This is a genomic window from Polaribacter sp. Asnod6-C07, assembly GCF_045063625.1.
Taxonomy (GTDB): domain Bacteria; phylum Bacteroidota; class Bacteroidia; order Flavobacteriales; family Flavobacteriaceae; genus Polaribacter; species Polaribacter vadi_A.
The window spans coordinates 2,951,022-2,969,327 of sequence record NZ_JBEFOF010000005.1; the positions used below are offsets into that span (position 1 = coordinate 2,951,022).

General features: G+C 27.8%; 20 protein-coding genes. 17 read left to right on the plus strand and 3 right to left on the minus strand.

Annotated elements, in window-relative coordinates; genetic code table 11:
• Positions 1–77: 77 nt before the first annotated feature.
• The 3 genes from argC to ACJJVK_RS12805 are packed head-to-tail and all read right to left on the minus strand — an operon-like array spanning position 78 to position 2,856.
• Complete coding sequence (gene argC, locus ACJJVK_RS12795) at positions 78–1,055, minus strand: N-acetyl-gamma-glutamyl-phosphate reductase (protein WP_405566449.1); 978 nt, start codon at positions 1,053–1,055, stop codon at positions 78–80.
• Between the two features lie 2 nt (positions 1,056–1,057).
• On the minus strand, positions 1,058–2,233 hold the full coding sequence (locus ACJJVK_RS12800; RefSeq protein ID WP_215995610.1) for an argininosuccinate synthase: 1,176 nt from the start codon (positions 2,231–2,233) through the stop codon (positions 1,058–1,060).
• Between the two features lie 5 nt (positions 2,234–2,238).
• Positions 2,239–2,856 carry a GNAT family N-acetyltransferase gene (locus ACJJVK_RS12805; RefSeq protein WP_215995609.1) on the minus strand — a complete coding sequence of 206 codons (618 nt, stop codon included), beginning with the start codon at positions 2,854–2,856 and terminating at the stop codon, positions 2,239–2,241.
• 632 nt (positions 2,857–3,488) lie between these two features.
• Here ACJJVK_RS12805 and ACJJVK_RS12810 point away from each other — a divergent pair.
• From ACJJVK_RS12810 to ACJJVK_RS12890, 17 genes are all read left to right on the plus strand, one after another.
• Positions 3,489–3,902, plus strand: coding sequence for a DUF2141 domain-containing protein (locus ACJJVK_RS12810; protein ID WP_405566451.1), 414 nt, complete (start codon positions 3,489–3,491; stop codon positions 3,900–3,902).
• A gap of 30 nt (positions 3,903–3,932) precedes the next feature.
• On the plus strand, positions 3,933–5,294 hold the full coding sequence (locus ACJJVK_RS12815) for a 2TM domain-containing protein (RefSeq protein WP_215995607.1): 1,362 nt from the start codon (positions 3,933–3,935) through the stop codon (positions 5,292–5,294).
• Positions 5,294–5,617, plus strand: a complete 324-nt coding sequence (locus tag ACJJVK_RS12820) for a 2TM domain-containing protein (protein WP_405566453.1) — start codon at positions 5,294–5,296, stop codon at positions 5,615–5,617. Before ACJJVK_RS12815 ends, ACJJVK_RS12820 begins: the two co-directional genes overlap by 1 nt.
• A 2-nt stretch (positions 5,618–5,619) precedes the next feature.
• Entirely contained in the window at positions 5,620–5,907 is a 288-nt protein-coding gene (locus ACJJVK_RS12825; RefSeq protein WP_215995605.1) for a 2TM domain-containing protein, read from the plus strand.
• A 1-nt stretch (position 5,908) separates the two neighbouring features.
• The gene (locus ACJJVK_RS12830; protein ID WP_405566455.1) at positions 5,909–6,502 is read left to right on the plus strand and encodes a 2TM domain-containing protein; all 594 of its coding nucleotides are present in this window, start codon (positions 5,909–5,911) and stop codon (positions 6,500–6,502) included.
• Positions 6,503–6,504: 2 nt separating this feature from the next.
• On the plus strand, positions 6,505–6,840 hold the full coding sequence (locus ACJJVK_RS12835) for a 2TM domain-containing protein (protein ID WP_405566457.1): 336 nt from the start codon (positions 6,505–6,507) through the stop codon (positions 6,838–6,840).
• Between the two features lie 2 nt (positions 6,841–6,842).
• Positions 6,843–7,151, plus strand: coding sequence for a 2TM domain-containing protein (locus ACJJVK_RS12840; protein WP_215995602.1), 309 nt, complete (start codon positions 6,843–6,845; stop codon positions 7,149–7,151).
• 72 nt (positions 7,152–7,223) lie between these two features.
• The gene (locus ACJJVK_RS12845) at positions 7,224–7,979 is read left to right on the plus strand and encodes a LytR/AlgR family response regulator transcription factor (protein ID WP_405566459.1); all 756 of its coding nucleotides are present in this window, start codon (positions 7,224–7,226) and stop codon (positions 7,977–7,979) included.
• A gap of 748 nt (positions 7,980–8,727) precedes the next feature.
• Complete coding sequence (locus ACJJVK_RS12850) at positions 8,728–9,510, plus strand: sensor histidine kinase (RefSeq protein ID WP_405566461.1); 783 nt, start codon at positions 8,728–8,730, stop codon at positions 9,508–9,510.
• The gene (locus ACJJVK_RS12855) at positions 9,510–10,253 is read left to right on the plus strand and encodes a LytR/AlgR family response regulator transcription factor (RefSeq protein ID WP_405566463.1); all 744 of its coding nucleotides are present in this window, start codon (positions 9,510–9,512) and stop codon (positions 10,251–10,253) included. Before ACJJVK_RS12850 ends, ACJJVK_RS12855 begins: the two co-directional genes overlap by 1 nt.
• 162 nt (positions 10,254–10,415) lie before the next feature.
• A complete protein-coding gene (gene gndA / locus ACJJVK_RS12860) occupies positions 10,416–12,308 on the plus strand; it encodes an NADP-dependent phosphogluconate dehydrogenase (RefSeq protein WP_405566465.1) in 1,893 nt (630 codons plus the stop codon).
• Positions 12,309–12,327: 19 nt separating this feature from the next.
• Positions 12,328–13,620, plus strand: coding sequence for an Nramp family divalent metal transporter (locus ACJJVK_RS12865; RefSeq protein ID WP_405566467.1), 1,293 nt, complete (start codon positions 12,328–12,330; stop codon positions 13,618–13,620).
• A 56-nt stretch (positions 13,621–13,676) separates the two neighbouring features.
• Positions 13,677–14,441: an SDR family NAD(P)-dependent oxidoreductase gene (locus ACJJVK_RS12870; protein WP_405566469.1), complete on the plus strand. Its 765-nt coding sequence runs from the start codon at positions 13,677–13,679 to the stop codon at positions 14,439–14,441.
• A 27-nt stretch (positions 14,442–14,468) separates the two neighbouring features.
• Positions 14,469–15,539 carry a polysaccharide lyase family 7 protein gene (locus ACJJVK_RS12875; RefSeq protein WP_405566470.1) on the plus strand — a complete coding sequence of 357 codons (1,071 nt, stop codon included), beginning with the start codon at positions 14,469–14,471 and terminating at the stop codon, positions 15,537–15,539.
• Between the two features lie 53 nt (positions 15,540–15,592).
• The gene (locus ACJJVK_RS12880; protein ID WP_405566471.1) at positions 15,593–17,143 is read left to right on the plus strand and encodes a helicase HerA-like domain-containing protein; all 1,551 of its coding nucleotides are present in this window, start codon (positions 15,593–15,595) and stop codon (positions 17,141–17,143) included.
• 46 nt (positions 17,144–17,189) lie between these two features.
• Positions 17,190–17,747, plus strand: a complete 558-nt coding sequence (locus ACJJVK_RS12885) for a hypothetical protein (protein WP_405566473.1) — start codon at positions 17,190–17,192, stop codon at positions 17,745–17,747.
• A gap of 113 nt (positions 17,748–17,860) precedes the next feature.
• Positions 17,861–18,229, plus strand: a complete 369-nt coding sequence (locus tag ACJJVK_RS12890; RefSeq protein ID WP_215995592.1) for a cupin domain-containing protein — start codon at positions 17,861–17,863, stop codon at positions 18,227–18,229.
• Positions 18,230–18,306: the final 77 nt, after the last annotated feature.

Here is an 18,306-nt window from a genome sequence, read left to right on the forward strand (position 1 = left end):
AATTCTTTTTAGATTTTGTAGGTATTGTTTTATTCTTGAATATCTCTACAAGATTCTTAAAACCTTGCAGTAGAAATTTAAAAGTAATTTGCCTTTAAATTTAAACCTAAACTTTCTTCAAAACCATACATTAAATTCATATTCTGAATGGCTTGTCCAGAAGCACCTTTTAATAAATTATCAATAGTACTTGTAATTAATAATTTATTACCATGTTTTTCTAATTGTACTAAACATTTATTTGTGTTTACAACTTGTTTTAAAAATATACTTTGATCAGCCACAAAAGTAAAAGCTGCGTTTTTGTAATATTCTTTATACATTGCTGTTGCTTCATCTAAAGTACCATTAAATTTTGTGTAAGTAGTTGCAAAAATACCTCTAGAAAAATCACCTCTATTTGGCATAAAGTTTATTTCAGAATTAAAATCGGTTTGTAATTGATTTACTGTCTGATTAATTTCACCTAAATGTTGATGATTAAAAGCTTTGTAATGCGAAAAATTATTATCTCTCCACGTAAAATGTGTTGTTGCAGATAATGATGTGCCAGCACCAGTTGCACCAGTTACAGCATTAATATGAACATCATTTTTTAATAAACCATTTGCAGCTAAAGGTAAAATTGCTAATTGTAAAGCAGTAGCAAAACAACCAGGGTTTGCAATGTATTTTGCTGATATAATATCGGCTTTATTTAATTCTGGCAAACCATACACAAAATCTTTTCCTTCGAAATTCTTATCAGCAAGTAATCTAAAATCGTTACTTAAATCTATAATTTTTGTGTTATCAGAAAAAGTGTTTTTTTGTAAAAAAGCAGTTGAATTTCCATGTCCTAAACACAAAAATAAAACATCAACATCAGCATTAATTTCACTTGTAAAACTAATTTCTGTAGAACCAACTAAATCTTGATGAACTTTATATAATTTGTTACCAGCATTAGAAGTACTGTACACAAAATTGATATTTGTTTCAGGATGATTTAATAACAATCGTATCAATTCTCCTGCTGTGTAACCTGCACCACCAATAATTCCCACTTCTAACATAATTATTTATTTACTTGTTGATAAATTTTGTTTTGATTACCTATAATTTTAATAAAACCTTTAGCATCATCTGCTGTCCAAGCTTTATTTTCTTCACCATAAGTACTAAATGCACTAGACATTAAATCGTGGTCAGAAATAATTCCGTCTAATGAAAAATGATAAGGTTTTAAAGAAACCACAACATTACCAGAAACCATTTTTTGAGAACTCTGTAAAAATGCTTCTGTATCTCTCATTACAGGATCTAAATATTGCCCTTCGTGTAAATGCATTCCGTAAAAACTAGATAAATATTCTTTGTGTTGTAATTGCCATTTAGTTAAGGTGTGTTTTTCTAATAAATGATGTGCTTTTACAGTAATTAAAGCAGCAGCAGCTTCAAAACCAACTCTACCTTTTGTACCTACAATAGTATCACCAACATGAATATCTCTACCAATTGCGAATTTTGAAGCAATAGTATTTAAGTTCTCGATGTTTACTTCTGGTGCATTTTCTTGTCCGTTTAAAGCAACAAACTCACCATTTTTAAAAGTTAACGTTACTTTTTCTTCACCTTCTTTTTCTAATTGAGAAGGATAAGCTTCACTAGGTAATGGTAATTCTGATTTTAAAGTTTCAACTCCACCAACACTTGTTCCCCAAAGACCTTTGTTTACAGAATATTTAGATTTTTCCCAATTCATATCAATTCCTTCAGATTTTAGGTAATCGATTTCTTCTTGTCTTGCTAATTTTTGATCTCTAATTGGAGTAATAATTTTAATTCCTGGAGCTAAGGTTTGAAAAATCATATCAAAACGAACTTGGTCATTTCCTGCACCAGTGCTACCATGAGCAATATATTCTGCATCAATACTTTTTGCGTATTCAATAATTTCTATAGCTTGTATAATTCTTTCTGCACTTACTGAAAGTGGGTAAGTGGCATTTTTTAATACGTTTCCAAAAATTAAATACTTAACTACTTTGTTGTAAAAAGTAGCAACTGCATCAATATTTTTATAAGTTGTAACCCCCATTTTATAAGCGTTACTTTCTATGTTTTTAATTTCTTCGGATGTAAAACCACCTGTATTTACGCTAACAGCATGTACATCATATTCTTTTGATAAACTTACAGCACAATAAGAGGTATCTAAACCACCACTATATGCAATTACTAATTTTTTCATTTTTTTTATTTTTTATCTTTTTTTAGAAATAAATTTTGTTTCATCGTTTTTAATCTCTTATAAACGTTTTCTTTTACTTCAATAGGTTCTTCTTTATTGTTGTTTTTTGGGTCAAATAACATTCCTGTACAAAGGCACATTTTTCTACTAGTTCTGGTTAAGATATCGTAATTCTTACAGGTTTGGCAACCATCCCAAAAAGTTTGATCATCTGTTAATTCAGAAAAAGTAACAGGTTTGTAACCCAAATCGCTATTTAGTTTCATAACAGCTAAACCAGTAGTAATACTAAATACTTTAGCATCTGGAAACTTGGTTCTAGAATGTTTAAAAATTACTTTTTTTATTTCTTTTGCAAGCCCAATATTTCTATAATCTGGGTGTACAATTAAACCAGAATTGGCAACAAATTTACCATGACCCCATTGTTCTATATAACAAAATCCGGCAAACATACCTCCATCTAAAGCAATTACTGCATTACCATTATCCATTTTGGTGGCAATATATTCAGGTTTTCTTTTGGCAATACCTGTACCTCTAACTTGAGCAGCATCCTCTATGGTTTTACAGATAATTTCTGCATATACCTTATGTGATTCATTTGCAATTACAATTTCCATTGCATTGTTTTTAATTTAATAAAATGTTATTTGTTTTGTTTTTTTTGATGTAGAATTGGACACACCTAAATTCTGAAAATATTAATTACCCCAAAGGGCGAAAAGGAAAACTGCGACGCATATTGTTTTGGTTATTTTTTAAAATAACTTGTGTTTTAAAATATGGTTGTTTAGAAAGTTTCACGATAAAAAAAATAAAAAATGGTTAGGTACTTATATAGATTTGTCTTTTACTAATACAAAATCTTAGCGACGAATATTGCGAAAGCGCAAACTGGGAGCTATTGTAGTACATGTTTTATTTTCTCTTGAAGTAATCATTGGTGTAAATGTATGTATTTTTTATTTTTCTGAATAGTATAAGAATACTTTTTAGTAATTTTTATTAAAAATTAACCAATTCTTTATTTTCGTTAAGATTTCAATATCCAATTTCTAAAAATATAATTATTCAATAATCATTATATAAGTAAAAGCTTGTTTTGTGTAAGCTATATTTTAGGTTTAAATCAAATTTTGATATTAAAAAATACAATTCGTCCTAAAAAAAATACAGTTGGGTATGGTTTACTTTTAAAAACTACTGTTCAGTTGCATATTTGTACCATAATTAATCAATAAAAAATAACATTATGAAACTTATAGTATCACTTTTAGTAGCAACAGCTTTCTTTATTTCATCAACAATAACAGCTCAAAATAAAAAAATTACTGCAACAGTTGTAAATGTAACATCAGATTCTGGTAAAGTAAGTTTTGCTTTATATAATAAAGTAACTTTTATGAAAGCACCAATTCAAGCTAAAAATGCAAAAATTGTAGACGGTAAAAGCACAATAACTTTTGATAATTTAGATGCAGGTGAATATGCTATTATTTGTTATCATGATAAAAATGAAAATGATTCAATGGATTTTCATCCAAATGGAATGCCAAAAGAAGATTATGGTGCTTCTAATAATGTGATGAATTTTGGACCACCTAATTACGAGAATGCAAAGTTTGTGGTTACTGATAAAGATGTATCTTTAGATATCAAATTTTAATCAACTTAATTACCCTATTAAACTTAGAAAATGACAAAATCTGACCCAACATTTTTTACAAAGCTTAAAAAAGATATTATTGCTTGCTTAAAGTTAACTGTAATAATGGCTGTAATATTTGTAGTTGCAAATCAGCAATTTACTTTAAAAGGAATGGCGTTAGTATTTTTAATCTCTGCTATGTATTCTTTTACTTTAGGGTTAGGTAATGGGTTAATTAATGAGTTTTTAAACACAAAATGGGATTGGGTTAAAGAAACAAACGAAAGAGTTTGGGCAGGTATAATTACCACTACAATTTACACTGTTATAGCAGTTTTAATTATACATTATGTACAATATATTGTAATTTTTAATAATTCTTTCGAAGATTTTTTTAGTGGTTATTTAATTTGGGTGCATTTATTTGCAATTATTTTTTCTTTAGGAGTTGCAGCGTTTTTTCATGCAAGAGGTTTTATGATCAATTGGAAATCTGCAATGACCCAAGAAACCACAAAACAAGAAATAGTAGCAAAAACAGAAACTGCAAAATTTGAATCATTAAAAAGTCAGTTAGACCCGCATTTTTTGTTTAATAGTTTAAATGTATTAACCAGTTTAATTGGCGAAAACCCAAACCAAGCAGAAAAATTTACGACAAAATTATCTAAGGTATATAGATATGTTTTAGAGCAAAGAAATAAAGATTTAGTACCAATTTTAGAAGAATTGACTTTTGCTAAAACCTATATGCAACTTTTAGGAATGCGTTTTGAAGATGCTGTAGAATTTAATATACCAGATACTGTTAGTAACAAAGATTTAAAAGTTGTGCCACTTTCTTTGCAATTATTATTAGAAAATGCAGTAAAACACAATGTGGTGTCATCCTCTAAACCACTAACTATTAATATTTATGAGGAGAATAATTATTTAATAATAGAAAACAACATCAATCCTAAAGAAGCAATAGGTAAAAGCACAAAAGTGGGGCTGCAAAATATTGCTGATAGATATGGATTAATCACTCAAAGAGGAGTGAAAATAGAAAATAATAACAAAACTTTTAAGGTGAGTTTACCTCTCTTATATAAAATGAACGACATTATGTACACAGACGATTTAGAAAATAACAAATATGTAAAAGCAGTAGAAAGAGTAGAAAAACTGAAAGAATTTTATCAGAATTTAGCATCATACTGTATTGTAATTCCTTTTTTAATATTTATCAATTTAAGATTCTCTCCAGGGTTTCACTGGTTTTGGTTCCCGATTTTCGGGTGGGGAATGGGCTTAGCTTTCCACTTTTTAGAAGTAAATAATTACAATATTTTCTTAGGTAGTAATTGGGAAGATAAAAAGATAAAAGAGTTAATGGATAAAGAAAATAAACATAAAGAATACAGATAATGGAAAGGGAATTTACAGAGGAACAGAAATATATTTTAGCTCGTAAAAGAGTAGAAAAAATTAGCAAGTTTTATAAGCATTTAGCTGTTTATGTTGTAGTAAATACCTTTTTAAGTGTCATTTTTATTACTGGGGATATGAATGATGGAGATTCTTTTACACAAGCTGTTTTTTATAACAACAATTATAAAATATGGTTGTTTTGGGGAATTGGTATTGCTTTTCAAGCATTAAATACATTTGGTGTAAGTTTCTTTTTTAACAAAGATTGGGAAAAAAGAAAGATTAAAAAATACATGGAAGAACAAAATTATAGAAGATAAAAATGGAAACAGAATTTAGCAATCAGCAACGTTATTATAAAGCTCAAAAAAAAGTGAAAGAAATAAAAGGGTTTTACACGCATTTAACCGTTTATTGTACAATTATTCCAGTAATTATTTTTGTTAATTTAAAATTTGTACCGCATTTTCATTGGTTTTGGTTTTCAGTTTTAGGTTGGGGTTTAGGTTTGTTTTTTCATTGGTTAGGCGTTTTTGGTTTTAAGTTATTAGGCTTAGGTAACAACTGGGAAGAAAGAAAAATAAAAGAATTTATGAACGAGAATCAGTAAGATGAACCAACAAGAGCAAGTAAATTATCAGCTAAAATTAATAGCACAGAAAAGAATAAAAGATATTAAAGGGTTTTATACGCACTTTTCTGCCACCTTTTTAGTATTGCCTTTTCTAGTGTTTATCAACCTAAAAACGTTTCCACAATTTGAATGGTATTGGTATGCAATTTTAGCTTGGTGTTTGGGTTTAGTGGTCCATTATATAAGTGTTTTTGCTTTTTCTAAACTAAGTTTTAAAAAGGATTGGGAAGACAAAAAGTTAAAAGAAATTATTGCAAATAGCGTACATAAAAAAGAAATAGAAGAAGATAATACTTATATAAATGAGAAGTATTATTTAAAAGCAAAAAAACAAACAGAAGAAATTAAAGGGTTTTATATGCACTTAATTGTAACTCTTTTTACTTTGCCAATTATAGTTTTTGTAAACTTAAAATTTGTACCTCAATTTCACTTTTTTTGGTTTGCAGTTGGTGGAATGTGTATTGCTATATTTTTGCATTGGTTAGGTGTTTTTGGATTTAATTTTTTAGGATTAGGCAAAAATTGGGAAGAAAGAAAAACAAAAGAAATTATAAAGAATTTTAAATAAAAATGGAAAGAGATTTTACACAAGAACAGAATTATATTAGAGCTAAAAAAAGGGTAAAAGACATTAAAGCATTTTACATTCATTTAGTAGTGTATATAATTGTAAACCTATTTATAAGTGGTGTAATTATCTTCGGATTAATGACAAGTGGTTATTCTTTTATAGAAGCAATTACAAATTTCGGAGTCTATTCTACTTGGCTTTTTTGGGGAATTGGAATGTTTTTTCATTGGATGGGGGTTTTTGGTTTTAAATCTTTAGGTTTTAGTAAAGATTGGGAAGAAAAGAAGATAAAAGAACTGATGGATAAAGACGATAAAAGAAGAAATAAGTTTTAATTATGGATAATTCACAAAAAATAAAACTACAAAAAGCAAAACAGAAAGTAGAAGCTATTAAGAATTTTTACAAACATGTAATAACCTATGTACTAGTCAATTTATTTTTAACGTTTGTTTGGTCTTTTAAATTTAAAATTTTTGGTGATTTAATATTTAGCAATCAATACAATTCAGAAGGATTTAAACACATTCCTTTTTGGTTAGTAGGTGGAATTTTCTTACTTTTTGATGCCTTAAGAACATTCGGTTTTTTTACTTTTTTTGATAAAAACTGGGAAGAAAGAAAAATTAAAGAATTTATGGAATAGTTTACAAGTAAAATTTCTAAAAACCTTAAAATTTTCAACAAAAACCAACAACTTAAAACGAATTATAATTTTATGAACGTATTAATAATTGAAGATGAAAAGCCAGCAGCAAGAAGGCTAAACAGAATGTTATCAGAATTAGATATCGAAGTTCAGCAAATGTTGCATTCTGTAGAAGAATCTTTAAATTGGTTGCAAAACAATAAACATCCAGATTTAATATTTTTAGATATTCAATTATCAGACGGATTATCTTTCGAAATTTTCGAAGAAATTGAAGTAAAATCAGCCATTATTTTTACCACAGCTTATGATGAATATGCACTTAAAGCATTTAAGCTAAATAGCATCGATTATCTTTTAAAACCAATAGATGATGATGAGTTAACATCCGCAGTAAATCAATTTAAAGAACAACAGCCAAAGCAATCAGATGTTCAAGTAAATTTAGATGATATTCGAAAATTATTGATAAATCCTGTAGATCGTAAATTCAAAAAACGATTGTCTATAAAAGTGGGGCAACACATAAAAATTATTCATATAGACGAAATTGAATGTTTTTATAGCGAAAACAAATCTACCTATATTCATACCAAAGAAAACAGAAATTTTTTGTTAGATAATTCTTTAGAAAACTGGCAAGAACAATTAGACCCAGAACATTTTTTTAGAGTTAACAGAACGTTTATTGTGCACATTAATGCTATAAAAGATATTATTGCTTACTCAAATTCTCGTTTAAAATTGGTTTTGCATTCGTATAAAGACTCAGAAATTATTGTAAGTAGAGAGCGTGTTAAAGATTTTAAAAATTGGATTGACTAACGTAATCGGATTTTAAATTTCTTATTTTAATACAACTCACTTAGATAAATTAACAATTCACTATATTTCTTTTTTTATTAAAAGTGATAAATTTCATTTTTGATGAAAATTAGAAATTATGAAGAAAATCTATAAATCATTTTTACAAGCATTTATAATTACAACTTTAATTCATTCAATAGCAATTATAATTTTATTGGTAATTAATACGTTTAATTATAATTTGTTATTAGAGATTATAAGCTTAACAATACCGATATTATTTACCCCTTGTTTTTTATCATTTTATTTTTATGATGTAAATCAAAAATTCACAAAATTATTGTTAAAGGTTTTTTTGTATAATTTTGTTATCATTTTCTTCTTTACTTATTGCTTTTTTAAATTCATTATAATACGTGAGAGCCATAGTGTATTAAGTTATGAAAACTTTACATCTGCATTCATTTCATCTTTAATCTGTATGTTTTTTGCGTTTTTTCATAAAATTAAAGAAACTAAAACTGAATTTCTATCTAGGGAGGTGAAATTTTCTTATTTACAGTTATTTTTAATATCATTTTCTGGAGTCTTATTATATATATTAATTATTGCATTTGAGAAATTTTCATTTAGTGAATCTGTTCAAATCATTTATAATTTTTTACCTGTAGGTTTCATTTTTTCATTAATTAATATTCATTTTTTTAATTACGTTTATCAACAGTTTCATTTTTCAAAAAGAAAGGTTTATGTTGCAATTTATTATATGGTATCAATATCTATATTGGTATTTTGGATTATTATTTCAGTAAATAATTTCAGAATTGTAAAAAGTGGATTCAATATAACTTTTGATGGAGTATTTTTAATTTCAAGTATATTATTGTATGCACCTTTTTTTATTTATGTTTTAATAGTAACTCACTTGTATTTTATTCAACTTTTAAATAAACAAGAGAAAACTTTCTTAACCCAACAATCTCTGGAATCTCAATTAAACTATCAACAATTAAAAAATCAAATCAGTCCGCATTTTTTGTTCAATAATATTAATGTTTTAACCAGTTTAATTGAAGAGAATCCTAAAAAAGCAGTTTTATTTTCTGAGAATTTATCACATATTTATCGTTATTTTTTAGAACAAGAAAAGCAAGATGTAGTTTTGGTAAAAAATGAAATTGAATTCGCTAAGAGTTATCTAGAATTATTAAAAGATAGATTTGAAAGTGGTTTAAATTTTATAATTTCTGTTGATGAAAAAAGCAAAGAAAAATATATTGTGTCTACTATTTTACAGCAAGTTTTAGAGAATGTTGTAAAACATAATGAAATTAGTAGCAATACGATTGTTAGCGTAAAAATTTCATCCGAAGAAAATTATTTAGTGATAAAGAATAATAAGAATTTAAAACAAAATACAACTTCAGAATCTAAAAAAGGAATAGAGAATATTAAACAAAGAATTGCTTTTTTTACGGATAAAAAAGTAATTATAGAAGACACTGCAACCCATTATATCATTAAATTACCAACTTTAGAAACTGTTTAATGAAAGTATTAATTATAGAAGATGAGTTACCATCAGCAAGAAGATTAGAGCGTTTGTTGTACGATTTTGAAATAGAAGTTCTAGATAAATTGACTTCTGTAAAATCAACTATTTTATGGTTTCAGAAAAACCAACAACCCGATTTAATTTTTTTAGATGTTCAACTTTCAGACGGATTATGTTTTGATATTTTTGATCGAGTAAAAATAACATCAAAAATAATTTTTACAACCGCATTTAGTAATTACAGTATTAAAGCATTTGATTATAACAGCATTTCGTATTTGCTAAAACCCATTAATAAAAACAAACTTACTAATGCTATTCATAAAACAAAAGAAGTGTATCAAAAAGAAACTCATTTAAAAGAATTTAAAAAATTAGTTAGCAATTATAAAGCTGTTCATTACAAAGAATCTTTTACGGTAAAAATTGGCAAAAAAATTAAAATATTTAAATCTGATGATATAAGTTGTTTTTACAGTTTTGATAATGCAACTTTTTTAAACTCTAATGAAAATAATTATGTTATAAATCAATCTTTAACACGTTTAGAGCAAGATTTGAATCCAGCACATTTTTTTAGAGTTAATAGAACGTTTATAGTGCACATTAATGCTGTAAAAGATATTATTACTTATTATAATAGTCGTTTAAAATTGATTTTACATGCTTACAAAGACTCAGAAATAATTGTAAGTAGAGAAAGGGTTAAAGATTTTAAAAATTGGATTGATTATTAATTAGTCTATATTATTGACTATTTCAGACATTTTATTAACTTTTATTATCAATTATTATTTTTTTATTAAATTGAATTATTATTAATACAATTAATTGAATAAATTAATTTATATTTGGACAGCCAAACTGGTAAACCAATCTGGCTGTCCAAATATTTTAAGATGCATCCAAGAGTAATTTTTGTTATCGGAGTTTCAGGAGTGGGTAAAAGTACCATTGGTAAACTTTTATCAGAAGAACTAAAAATTTCTTTTTTTGATGGTGATGATTTTCACCCTGAAAGCAACGTTAAAAAAATGTCTAACGAAATTCCTTTACAAGATGAAGATCGATTTAGTTGGCTTCAAAATTTAAATGAATTAGCAAAAACACAAATTGATGATAATAAAGATTGTGTTATTGTTTGTTCTGCATTAAAACAATCTTATAGAAACATATTAGAAAATACAATAGAAGAAAACTCTAAATGGGTTTTTCTTAAAGGTACTTTTAAATTAATTAAAGAAAGGCTAGATAATAGAAAAGGGCATTTTATGGGGTCTAAGCTTTTAGAATCTCAGTTTAATACTTTAGAAGAACCAAAGAATGCACTGCATATAGATGTAAAATCAACACAAAAAGATATTGTGAAAAGCATAAAAGAAAATTTAGAAAACAAGTCAGAATTTGGTCTTTTTGGCTTAGGAGTAATGGGCAAAAGCTTAAGTAGAAATTTAGCGAATAACGGTTTTAAAATGTCATTGTTTAATAGACATGTAGATGGTTTAGAAGTAGATATTGCTATGAATTTTAAAAATCAGTTTTCAGAATTATCAGAAGCACAAGCTTTTGATGATTTAGGTGCTTTTGTAAATTCCTTGCAAAAACCAAGAAAGATCATGTTAATGGTAAATGCTGGTAAAACTACAGATTACGTTATTAACGATTTGTTACCCTATTTATCTAAAGGAGATATTTTAATTGATGGAGGAAACTCGAACTACAAAAAAACTTTAGAACGTTTCGATTATTTAAAATCCAAAGAAATCGAATTTATAGGAACTGGAGTTTCTGGTGGAGAAGAAGGAGCCTTAAAAGGACCTTCTATTATGCCTGGAGGTAGCAAAGATTCTTATGATAAAATAAAAGATTATTTAGAAGCCATAGCTGCCAAAGATAAAAACGGAAACGCTTGTTGTACATATATTGGTAGAGAAGGTAGTGGTCATTTTGTGAAAATGGTGCATAATGGTATTGAATATGTAGAAATGCAATTATTGGCAGAAGCATATATATTATTGAAAAATCTAGGTAAAAATCCTGATGAAATAGCTGCTATTTTAGAATCATGGAAAATTACGACAAACAGTTATTTATTAGAAATTACTGTTGATATTCTAAGAAAAAAAGAAGGTGATGATTGGTTAATTCATAAAATTATGGATAAAGCTGGTAATAAAGGTACTGGAAACTGGACAACTATTGCAACTGCAGAATTGGGTATACCAAGTTCTATGATAACTACATCTTTATTCGCTAGATATGCTTCCTTTTTTAAGGATGAAAGAGTAACAACCAGCAAAAGTTTTGATACTAATAATTTTGATGTGCTAGCTTTAAATGAAGATGATATTCATAAAGCATATCAATTTGCAAGAATGGTAAATCATTACCAAGGTTTTAAGTTAATAAATGAAGCTTCTAAAAAACATTCTTGGAATTTGAATTTAAGCGAACTTGCTAGAATTTGGACAAATGGTTGCATTATTAGATCTGATTTAATGGAAGATTTAGTAGAAGAATTTAAAACTACAGATAACTTATTATTAAGTAAAAAAATAGTTGAAGAATTAAATGTTTTAAAACCTAATATTAAAAAAGTAGTTGCAGAAAGTATTTTAAAAGAACAACCAGTTCCTGCATTAACAGACGCAATTAGTTTTTTAAATAGCTTTTCTAAAGCAGCTTCTACAGCAAATATTATACAAGCACAAAGAGATTATTTTGGAGCCCATACTTATCAAAGAAATGATGATACTTCTGGGAAATTCTATCACACAAACTGGCAAGAATAAGTAAAATTTAAAGATATACATGGAAAATACAAAACAGAAAAAAACTCTTTTTAAAAGAATACTTGCCTTAATTTTAAGTTTTGGACCAGGTATTTTTGCAATCGGTTATACAATTGGTACAGGTAGTGTAACATCTATGATTAAAGCAGGTAGTGCATATGGCATGCAATTGACTTGGGTGCTTTTATTAAGTTGTTTATTTTCTGGAATTCTAATGTTTGTTTATGGTAATTATACATTAATTACTGGAGAAACAGCATTATATAGCTTTAAAAAATATTTAAAAGGAGGTAAATTTCTTGCTATTTTAATTATTATCGGAGTTTCTGTTGGTCAATGGGGTTCACTTATGGGGATATTAACAATTTCTTCTAATATGCTATATGAGATTTTTGCAATAAATTTCGAAAGCCTAAAAGCCTATGAATATGAAACCGTTTTAATTATTTCTATTATCATAGTTAGTGTATTTTATGCAGTTATGTTGGTAGGTAAATATACTTTTTTCGAAAAGATACTGGTCATATTTGTGTCTTTTATGGGGCTATCTTTTATAATTTCTTTATTTTTTGTTTATCCTCATCCATCAGACGTTTTAGAAGGATTAATACCTAATATACCAGATTCTAAAGACCCAATGGTTTCAGGAAAAATGATGGTTGCAGCATTTGTAGGTACTACTATGGCTGCAGCAACTTTTTTATCTAGACCTTTATTTGTTAAAGGAAAAAATTGGAGCCTAAAAGATTTAGGAAAACAACGTAAAGATGCAATTACAGCAGCAATTTTAGTTTTTATAATTAGTGGTGCAATTATGGCAGTTGCTAGTGGAGCTTTATATCATCAAGGTAATCCTGTAAATAATGTCTTAGATATGGCAAAGCCTTTAGAGCCAATTGCAGGAAGTTTTGCAGTTGCTATTTTCTTTTTTGGTACACTGAGTGCTGGTTTGTCATCAATTTTTCCGTGTTTATTAATAGCACCTCTTTTAATAGCAGATTACCAATCAGGAACTTTAGATACTAACTCAAAACAATTTAGAATAATAACAGCAATTGCTTCTTTAGTAGCGTTAATTGGTCCTGCATTTTTTGGAGGTAAACCAATTTTAGTTCAAATTTTATCGCAAGTTTTTAATGTATTTATACTACCAGTAGTTGTTTTAGGTATTATTCTTTTAGTAAATAATAAAAAATTAATGAAAGGGTATAAAACAAGTTTAGGTATTAATATAGGTTTATTTGCGGCTTTATTTTTCTCTTGTATTATATCTTATACAGGAGTAGTAGGTCTTATAACAAAATACTTTTAGAGTATTTTATAAAATAATATAATTAGTAGTATTTAAAAAATATAAAACAATAACAAATGAATAATAAGTTAAAAAATAAAAATGTATTAATTACTGCAGGTGCTCAAGGGATAGGAGAATCAATTACAAAACATTTTATAGATAGTGGGGCTAATGTGTCAATTCATTACTTTTCTAGTGATGCAACAGCTAATGAGTTAAAAGAATATGCAAAATCTAAAGGACAGAAAGCAGTTGTAATAAATGGTGACTTAACCAAAGAAGAAGATGCTAATATTTTAGTTGATAAAACTGTAGAAGCTCTAGGAGGTTTAGATATTTTAATAAATAATGCTGGCTCTTTAGTAGCTAGAAGATTGTTAGGTGAAATGGAAACTAACTTCTGGCATAAAGTAATGGATATCAATTTAACTTCTATGATGTTTGTAACACGAGCTGCAGCACCTCATTTGGCTAAAAATGAATGTAGTAGTATTGTAAATTTAGCATCATTAGCAGGTCGTAAAGGTGGGCATCCAGGTTCTTTAGTATATGCAACAAGTAAAGGTGCAATTTTAACATTTACAAGAGCATTATCTACAGAATTAGGTGCACAAGGTATAAAAGTAAATGCTGTTGCTCCTGGTCTTATTTTAGGTACCTCATTTCATAATACGCATACTACAAAAGAATCTGCAGCAGAAACAATTTCAGGTATTCCAATTCAAAAACCTGGTAATGCAGCAGATGTAGCAAGGGCTGTTTTGTTTTTAGCATCAGAATATGATGGTTTTATTGCAGGTGCAACACTAGACATTAATGGTGGTGTTTATAATATGTAAAAGTTCTAATTTTTAAAAATATTTAAAATGAAAAAAAGTTCAATAAAAATAGTTTTAGCATTTGTAATACTGTCTGTTATTGCAATAAGTTGTAAAAAATCAACTAAAAAAGAAGAAGCTCCAAAACCTGTTTATGCAAGTGATGTAATTCCTTTTTTTAACGATTGGAGTTTAATTTTGGGTGATGGATCTAATGTTGGGCAAGCTATAAACTTCGAAAACAAAGATTACTTTTATACAACAAAAGATGAAAAAGATACTTGGGTAGTTTTTAAATCACCAAATGCAGGTGATACTCATGGTACTTCTAACAATACAAGAACAGAATTAGCACAATCAAAAAAATGGTACCCAATGACGGATGCTAAACTAACTGCTAATTTAAAGGTAATGAGTGTTTCTAAAACAGGAGATGCAACAGTTGCAGCATCATATGCTGTAGTTGTTGGGCAAATTCATAGTGCAGATAAGCATGAGAATGAACCTTTAAAAATTTTTTATAAGAAATTTCCTGGTCATACAAAGGGTTCTGTTTTTTGGCATTATGAAATTAATACTTTAGGAGATGATAATTCTAAAAGATGGGATTATTCTTCTGCTGTTTGGGGTAACGATTTTTCTACAGTGGGCCCAGATGCAAATACATATCCAGAAGAACCAACAGAAGGTATTGAATTAGGTGAAGAGTTTAGTTATTCAGTAGATATAAAAGAAGGAATAATGACATTAGTTTTTACAAGCGAAGGTCATGAAACGAAAACATTTACTAAAAACTTAATAAAAACAGATTACGCTTCAAAAGCAGACATTTCTAAACAAACAAAAGATATGTTTTTCCCTGTAGGTCAAGATGGAGTAGAAAGAGCAAATGCTTATGCAGATGAAGGTTGTTTTTTTAAATTAGGTTGTTATAATCAAACAAATGGAAAATCACCAGAAGTAAATAAGAATTGGTGCTCAGGTGCAGATACTTATGATGGCGATCTTAAAAAACAGTATGAAACTGGTAACTATGCAGAGGTTTGGTTTAATAAAGCTAAAATCTATGTAAGTCCTAATTCAATTTCTAATCAAGAATATTTTACTAAAAATGATTAACTAATATCTTCTTAGAATCTCAATTTTACTTATTTTTATGGAAATTTTAGATAATGAGTCAAAAAGAGGAATTCTTTGAATATATAAATTCAGGATACTCCACTAAAGGAGATTTTATAGAGCTGGGAGCAGCAATGCTTGGTGAAGAAACTGTAACAAATGCAATTGTAAAAGTTCCTTTAAAAACCTTAAATAGACACGGATTAATTGCTGGTGCTACAGGTACAGGTAAAACAAAAACATTACAAGTTTTAGCCGAAAATTTATCAGATAAAGGGATTCCTGTTTTGTTAATGGACATTAAAGGAGATCTTTCTGGTTTGGCAAAAGCAAGTCCTGGTCATGCAAAGATTGATGAACGTCATCAAAAAATAGGTTTTCCTTTCGAGGCTAAAAAATTTCCAATAGAAGTACTAACAATTTCTGAACAAGATGGTACCAGATTACGTGCTACAATGTCAGAATTTGGTCCAATTCTTTTATCAAGAATTTTAGATTTAACAGAAACACAAAGCGGAATTGTTGCCATCATTTTTAAATATTGTGATGATAATAAACTTCCGCTTTTAGATATAAAAGACTTTAAAAAGGTTTTACAATTTGTAACAAACGAAGGTAAAGAAGAAATTAAAGCAGAATATGGGCGAATTTCTACAGCTTCTACAGGTGCAATTCTTCGTAAAATTATAGAAATAGAACAACAAGGAGGAGATCTATTTTTTGGCGAAAAATCTTTTGATGTAGAAGACTTAACTAGAGTAAACGAAGATGGAAAAGGGATTATTTCTGTTTTACGTTTAACAGATATTCAAGATAAACCAAAGCTGTTTTCAACATTTATGTTGCAATTATTGGCAGAGGTTTACGAAACTTTTCCAGAGCAAGGAGATTCTGGTACTCCAGAACTTATCATATTTATAGACGAAGCACATTTGGTTTTTGATGAAGCATCAAAAGCACTTTTAAATCAAATAGAAAGTATTGTAAAACTAATTCGTTCTAAAGGAATTGGTTTGTATTTTGTTACTCAAAATCCTAAAGATGTACCAGAAGATATTTTAGCTCAATTGGGTTTAAAAATTCAACACGCTTTAAGAGCATTTACTGCAAAAGATAGAAAAGCCATTAAATTGGCGGCTGAAAATTACCCAGATTCTGAGTATTATGACACAAAAGAAGTTTTAACGCAATTAGGAATTGGAGAAGCATTTGTATCCGTTTTAAACGAAAAAGGAATTCCAACACCTTTAGCAAGAACTATGTTACGTGCACCAATGAGCAGAATGGATATTTTATCAGATAAAGAACTTAAAAATGTGATAAATAATTCTCGACTTTTCTATAAATACAATGAGAATTTAGACAGAGAAAGTGCTTACGAATTATTAAACACAAAAATAGATAAGATAAATAAAGCAGAAGAAAAAGCTATTAAAGATGAAGCAGACCAAAAGGAGAGAGAAAGAATAGCGAAAGAAAAAGAAAAGCAATCTAGAGTTTCTACTAGAAGAAGAAGCACAAGACAAGACCCTTTAGTAAAAGTATTAACAAGTGCCACATTTATAAGAGCCGTTTTTGGAATTTTAAAAAAAGTAATTAAATAACAAAATTAAAAAACGCACGTTTTATATTTTATAAAAAACAAACCAAATGATAAAAAAGAGTTTCTTACCATTAATTATAGTATCATTATTTATAATAAGTTGTAGTAATAATAATAAGTTTAAAATAGAAAAAGGTAAAGTAGGTTTAGTAGACCAAACCACTACTGTTAAAGACTTAAAAGAAATTTTTAAAAAAGATTCTATTGTTAGAAATTTAAGTGAAGGTGCTTTAGGAGACAACTATTTTCAAGATGATGATGAGTATTTAATTTACGAAAAAGGAGGTAAACATTTACTAACAATTATACCACAAGAGCAGTTAGATTCTACATCAACCATAAAAAGTATCGAAATTCATGATCCGCGTTTTAAAACAAACGAAGGTATTAATCTAAAATCTACTTTTTCAGAAATAAATTCAACAAATATTTTAAGACCAGAATCTACATTACAATCAGTAACTTTATTTTTAGATGAGTTAAATGTAACGATTGCAATAGATAAACAAGAATTAGGTTTAAGAAATTTTAGACCTCAAAAAGTGTCTTTAGAGCAAATACCAGATTTGGCTAAAATGAAATCTTTTGTAGTTTGGTTTAATTAGGGCATATTTTTCACCTTTTTTAAGAAAGGTAAAAAACCGCGCTTTTCATTATATCTTTTTTTCGTACCTCAAAAAAGGATGCCATTTCAATCGCTTATGCAAAACCAATCTTTATGAATAAAAAATATACAATTCAAAAAGTGCCATTTGTTGTACCAACAACAGATGGCAAATTAATTGAAGAGCATTTTGGAAACGCAACAGATAAAAATTCTAATGTTAGTATTGCACACATGATTGCGCCTCCTAATTGGAAAGAACCTTTTCAAACTCCAAAATTTGACGAATATACTTACATCATTAAAGGTAAAAAACAATTTATTATTGATGATGATATTGTTGTTTTAGAAGCTGGTCAATCTATAAAAATAGAAAAAAACACTAGAGTACAATATTCAAATCCTTTTGATTTAGAATGCGAATATTTGGCCATTTGTTTACCTGCTTTTTCTATTGATTTAGTAAATAGGGAAGAGGAATAATTTTCTTTAAATTGTATTTGCATTAATTTTAAAATTGATAGCAATAAAATTTAGTATTAAATACTTATAAATTTGCT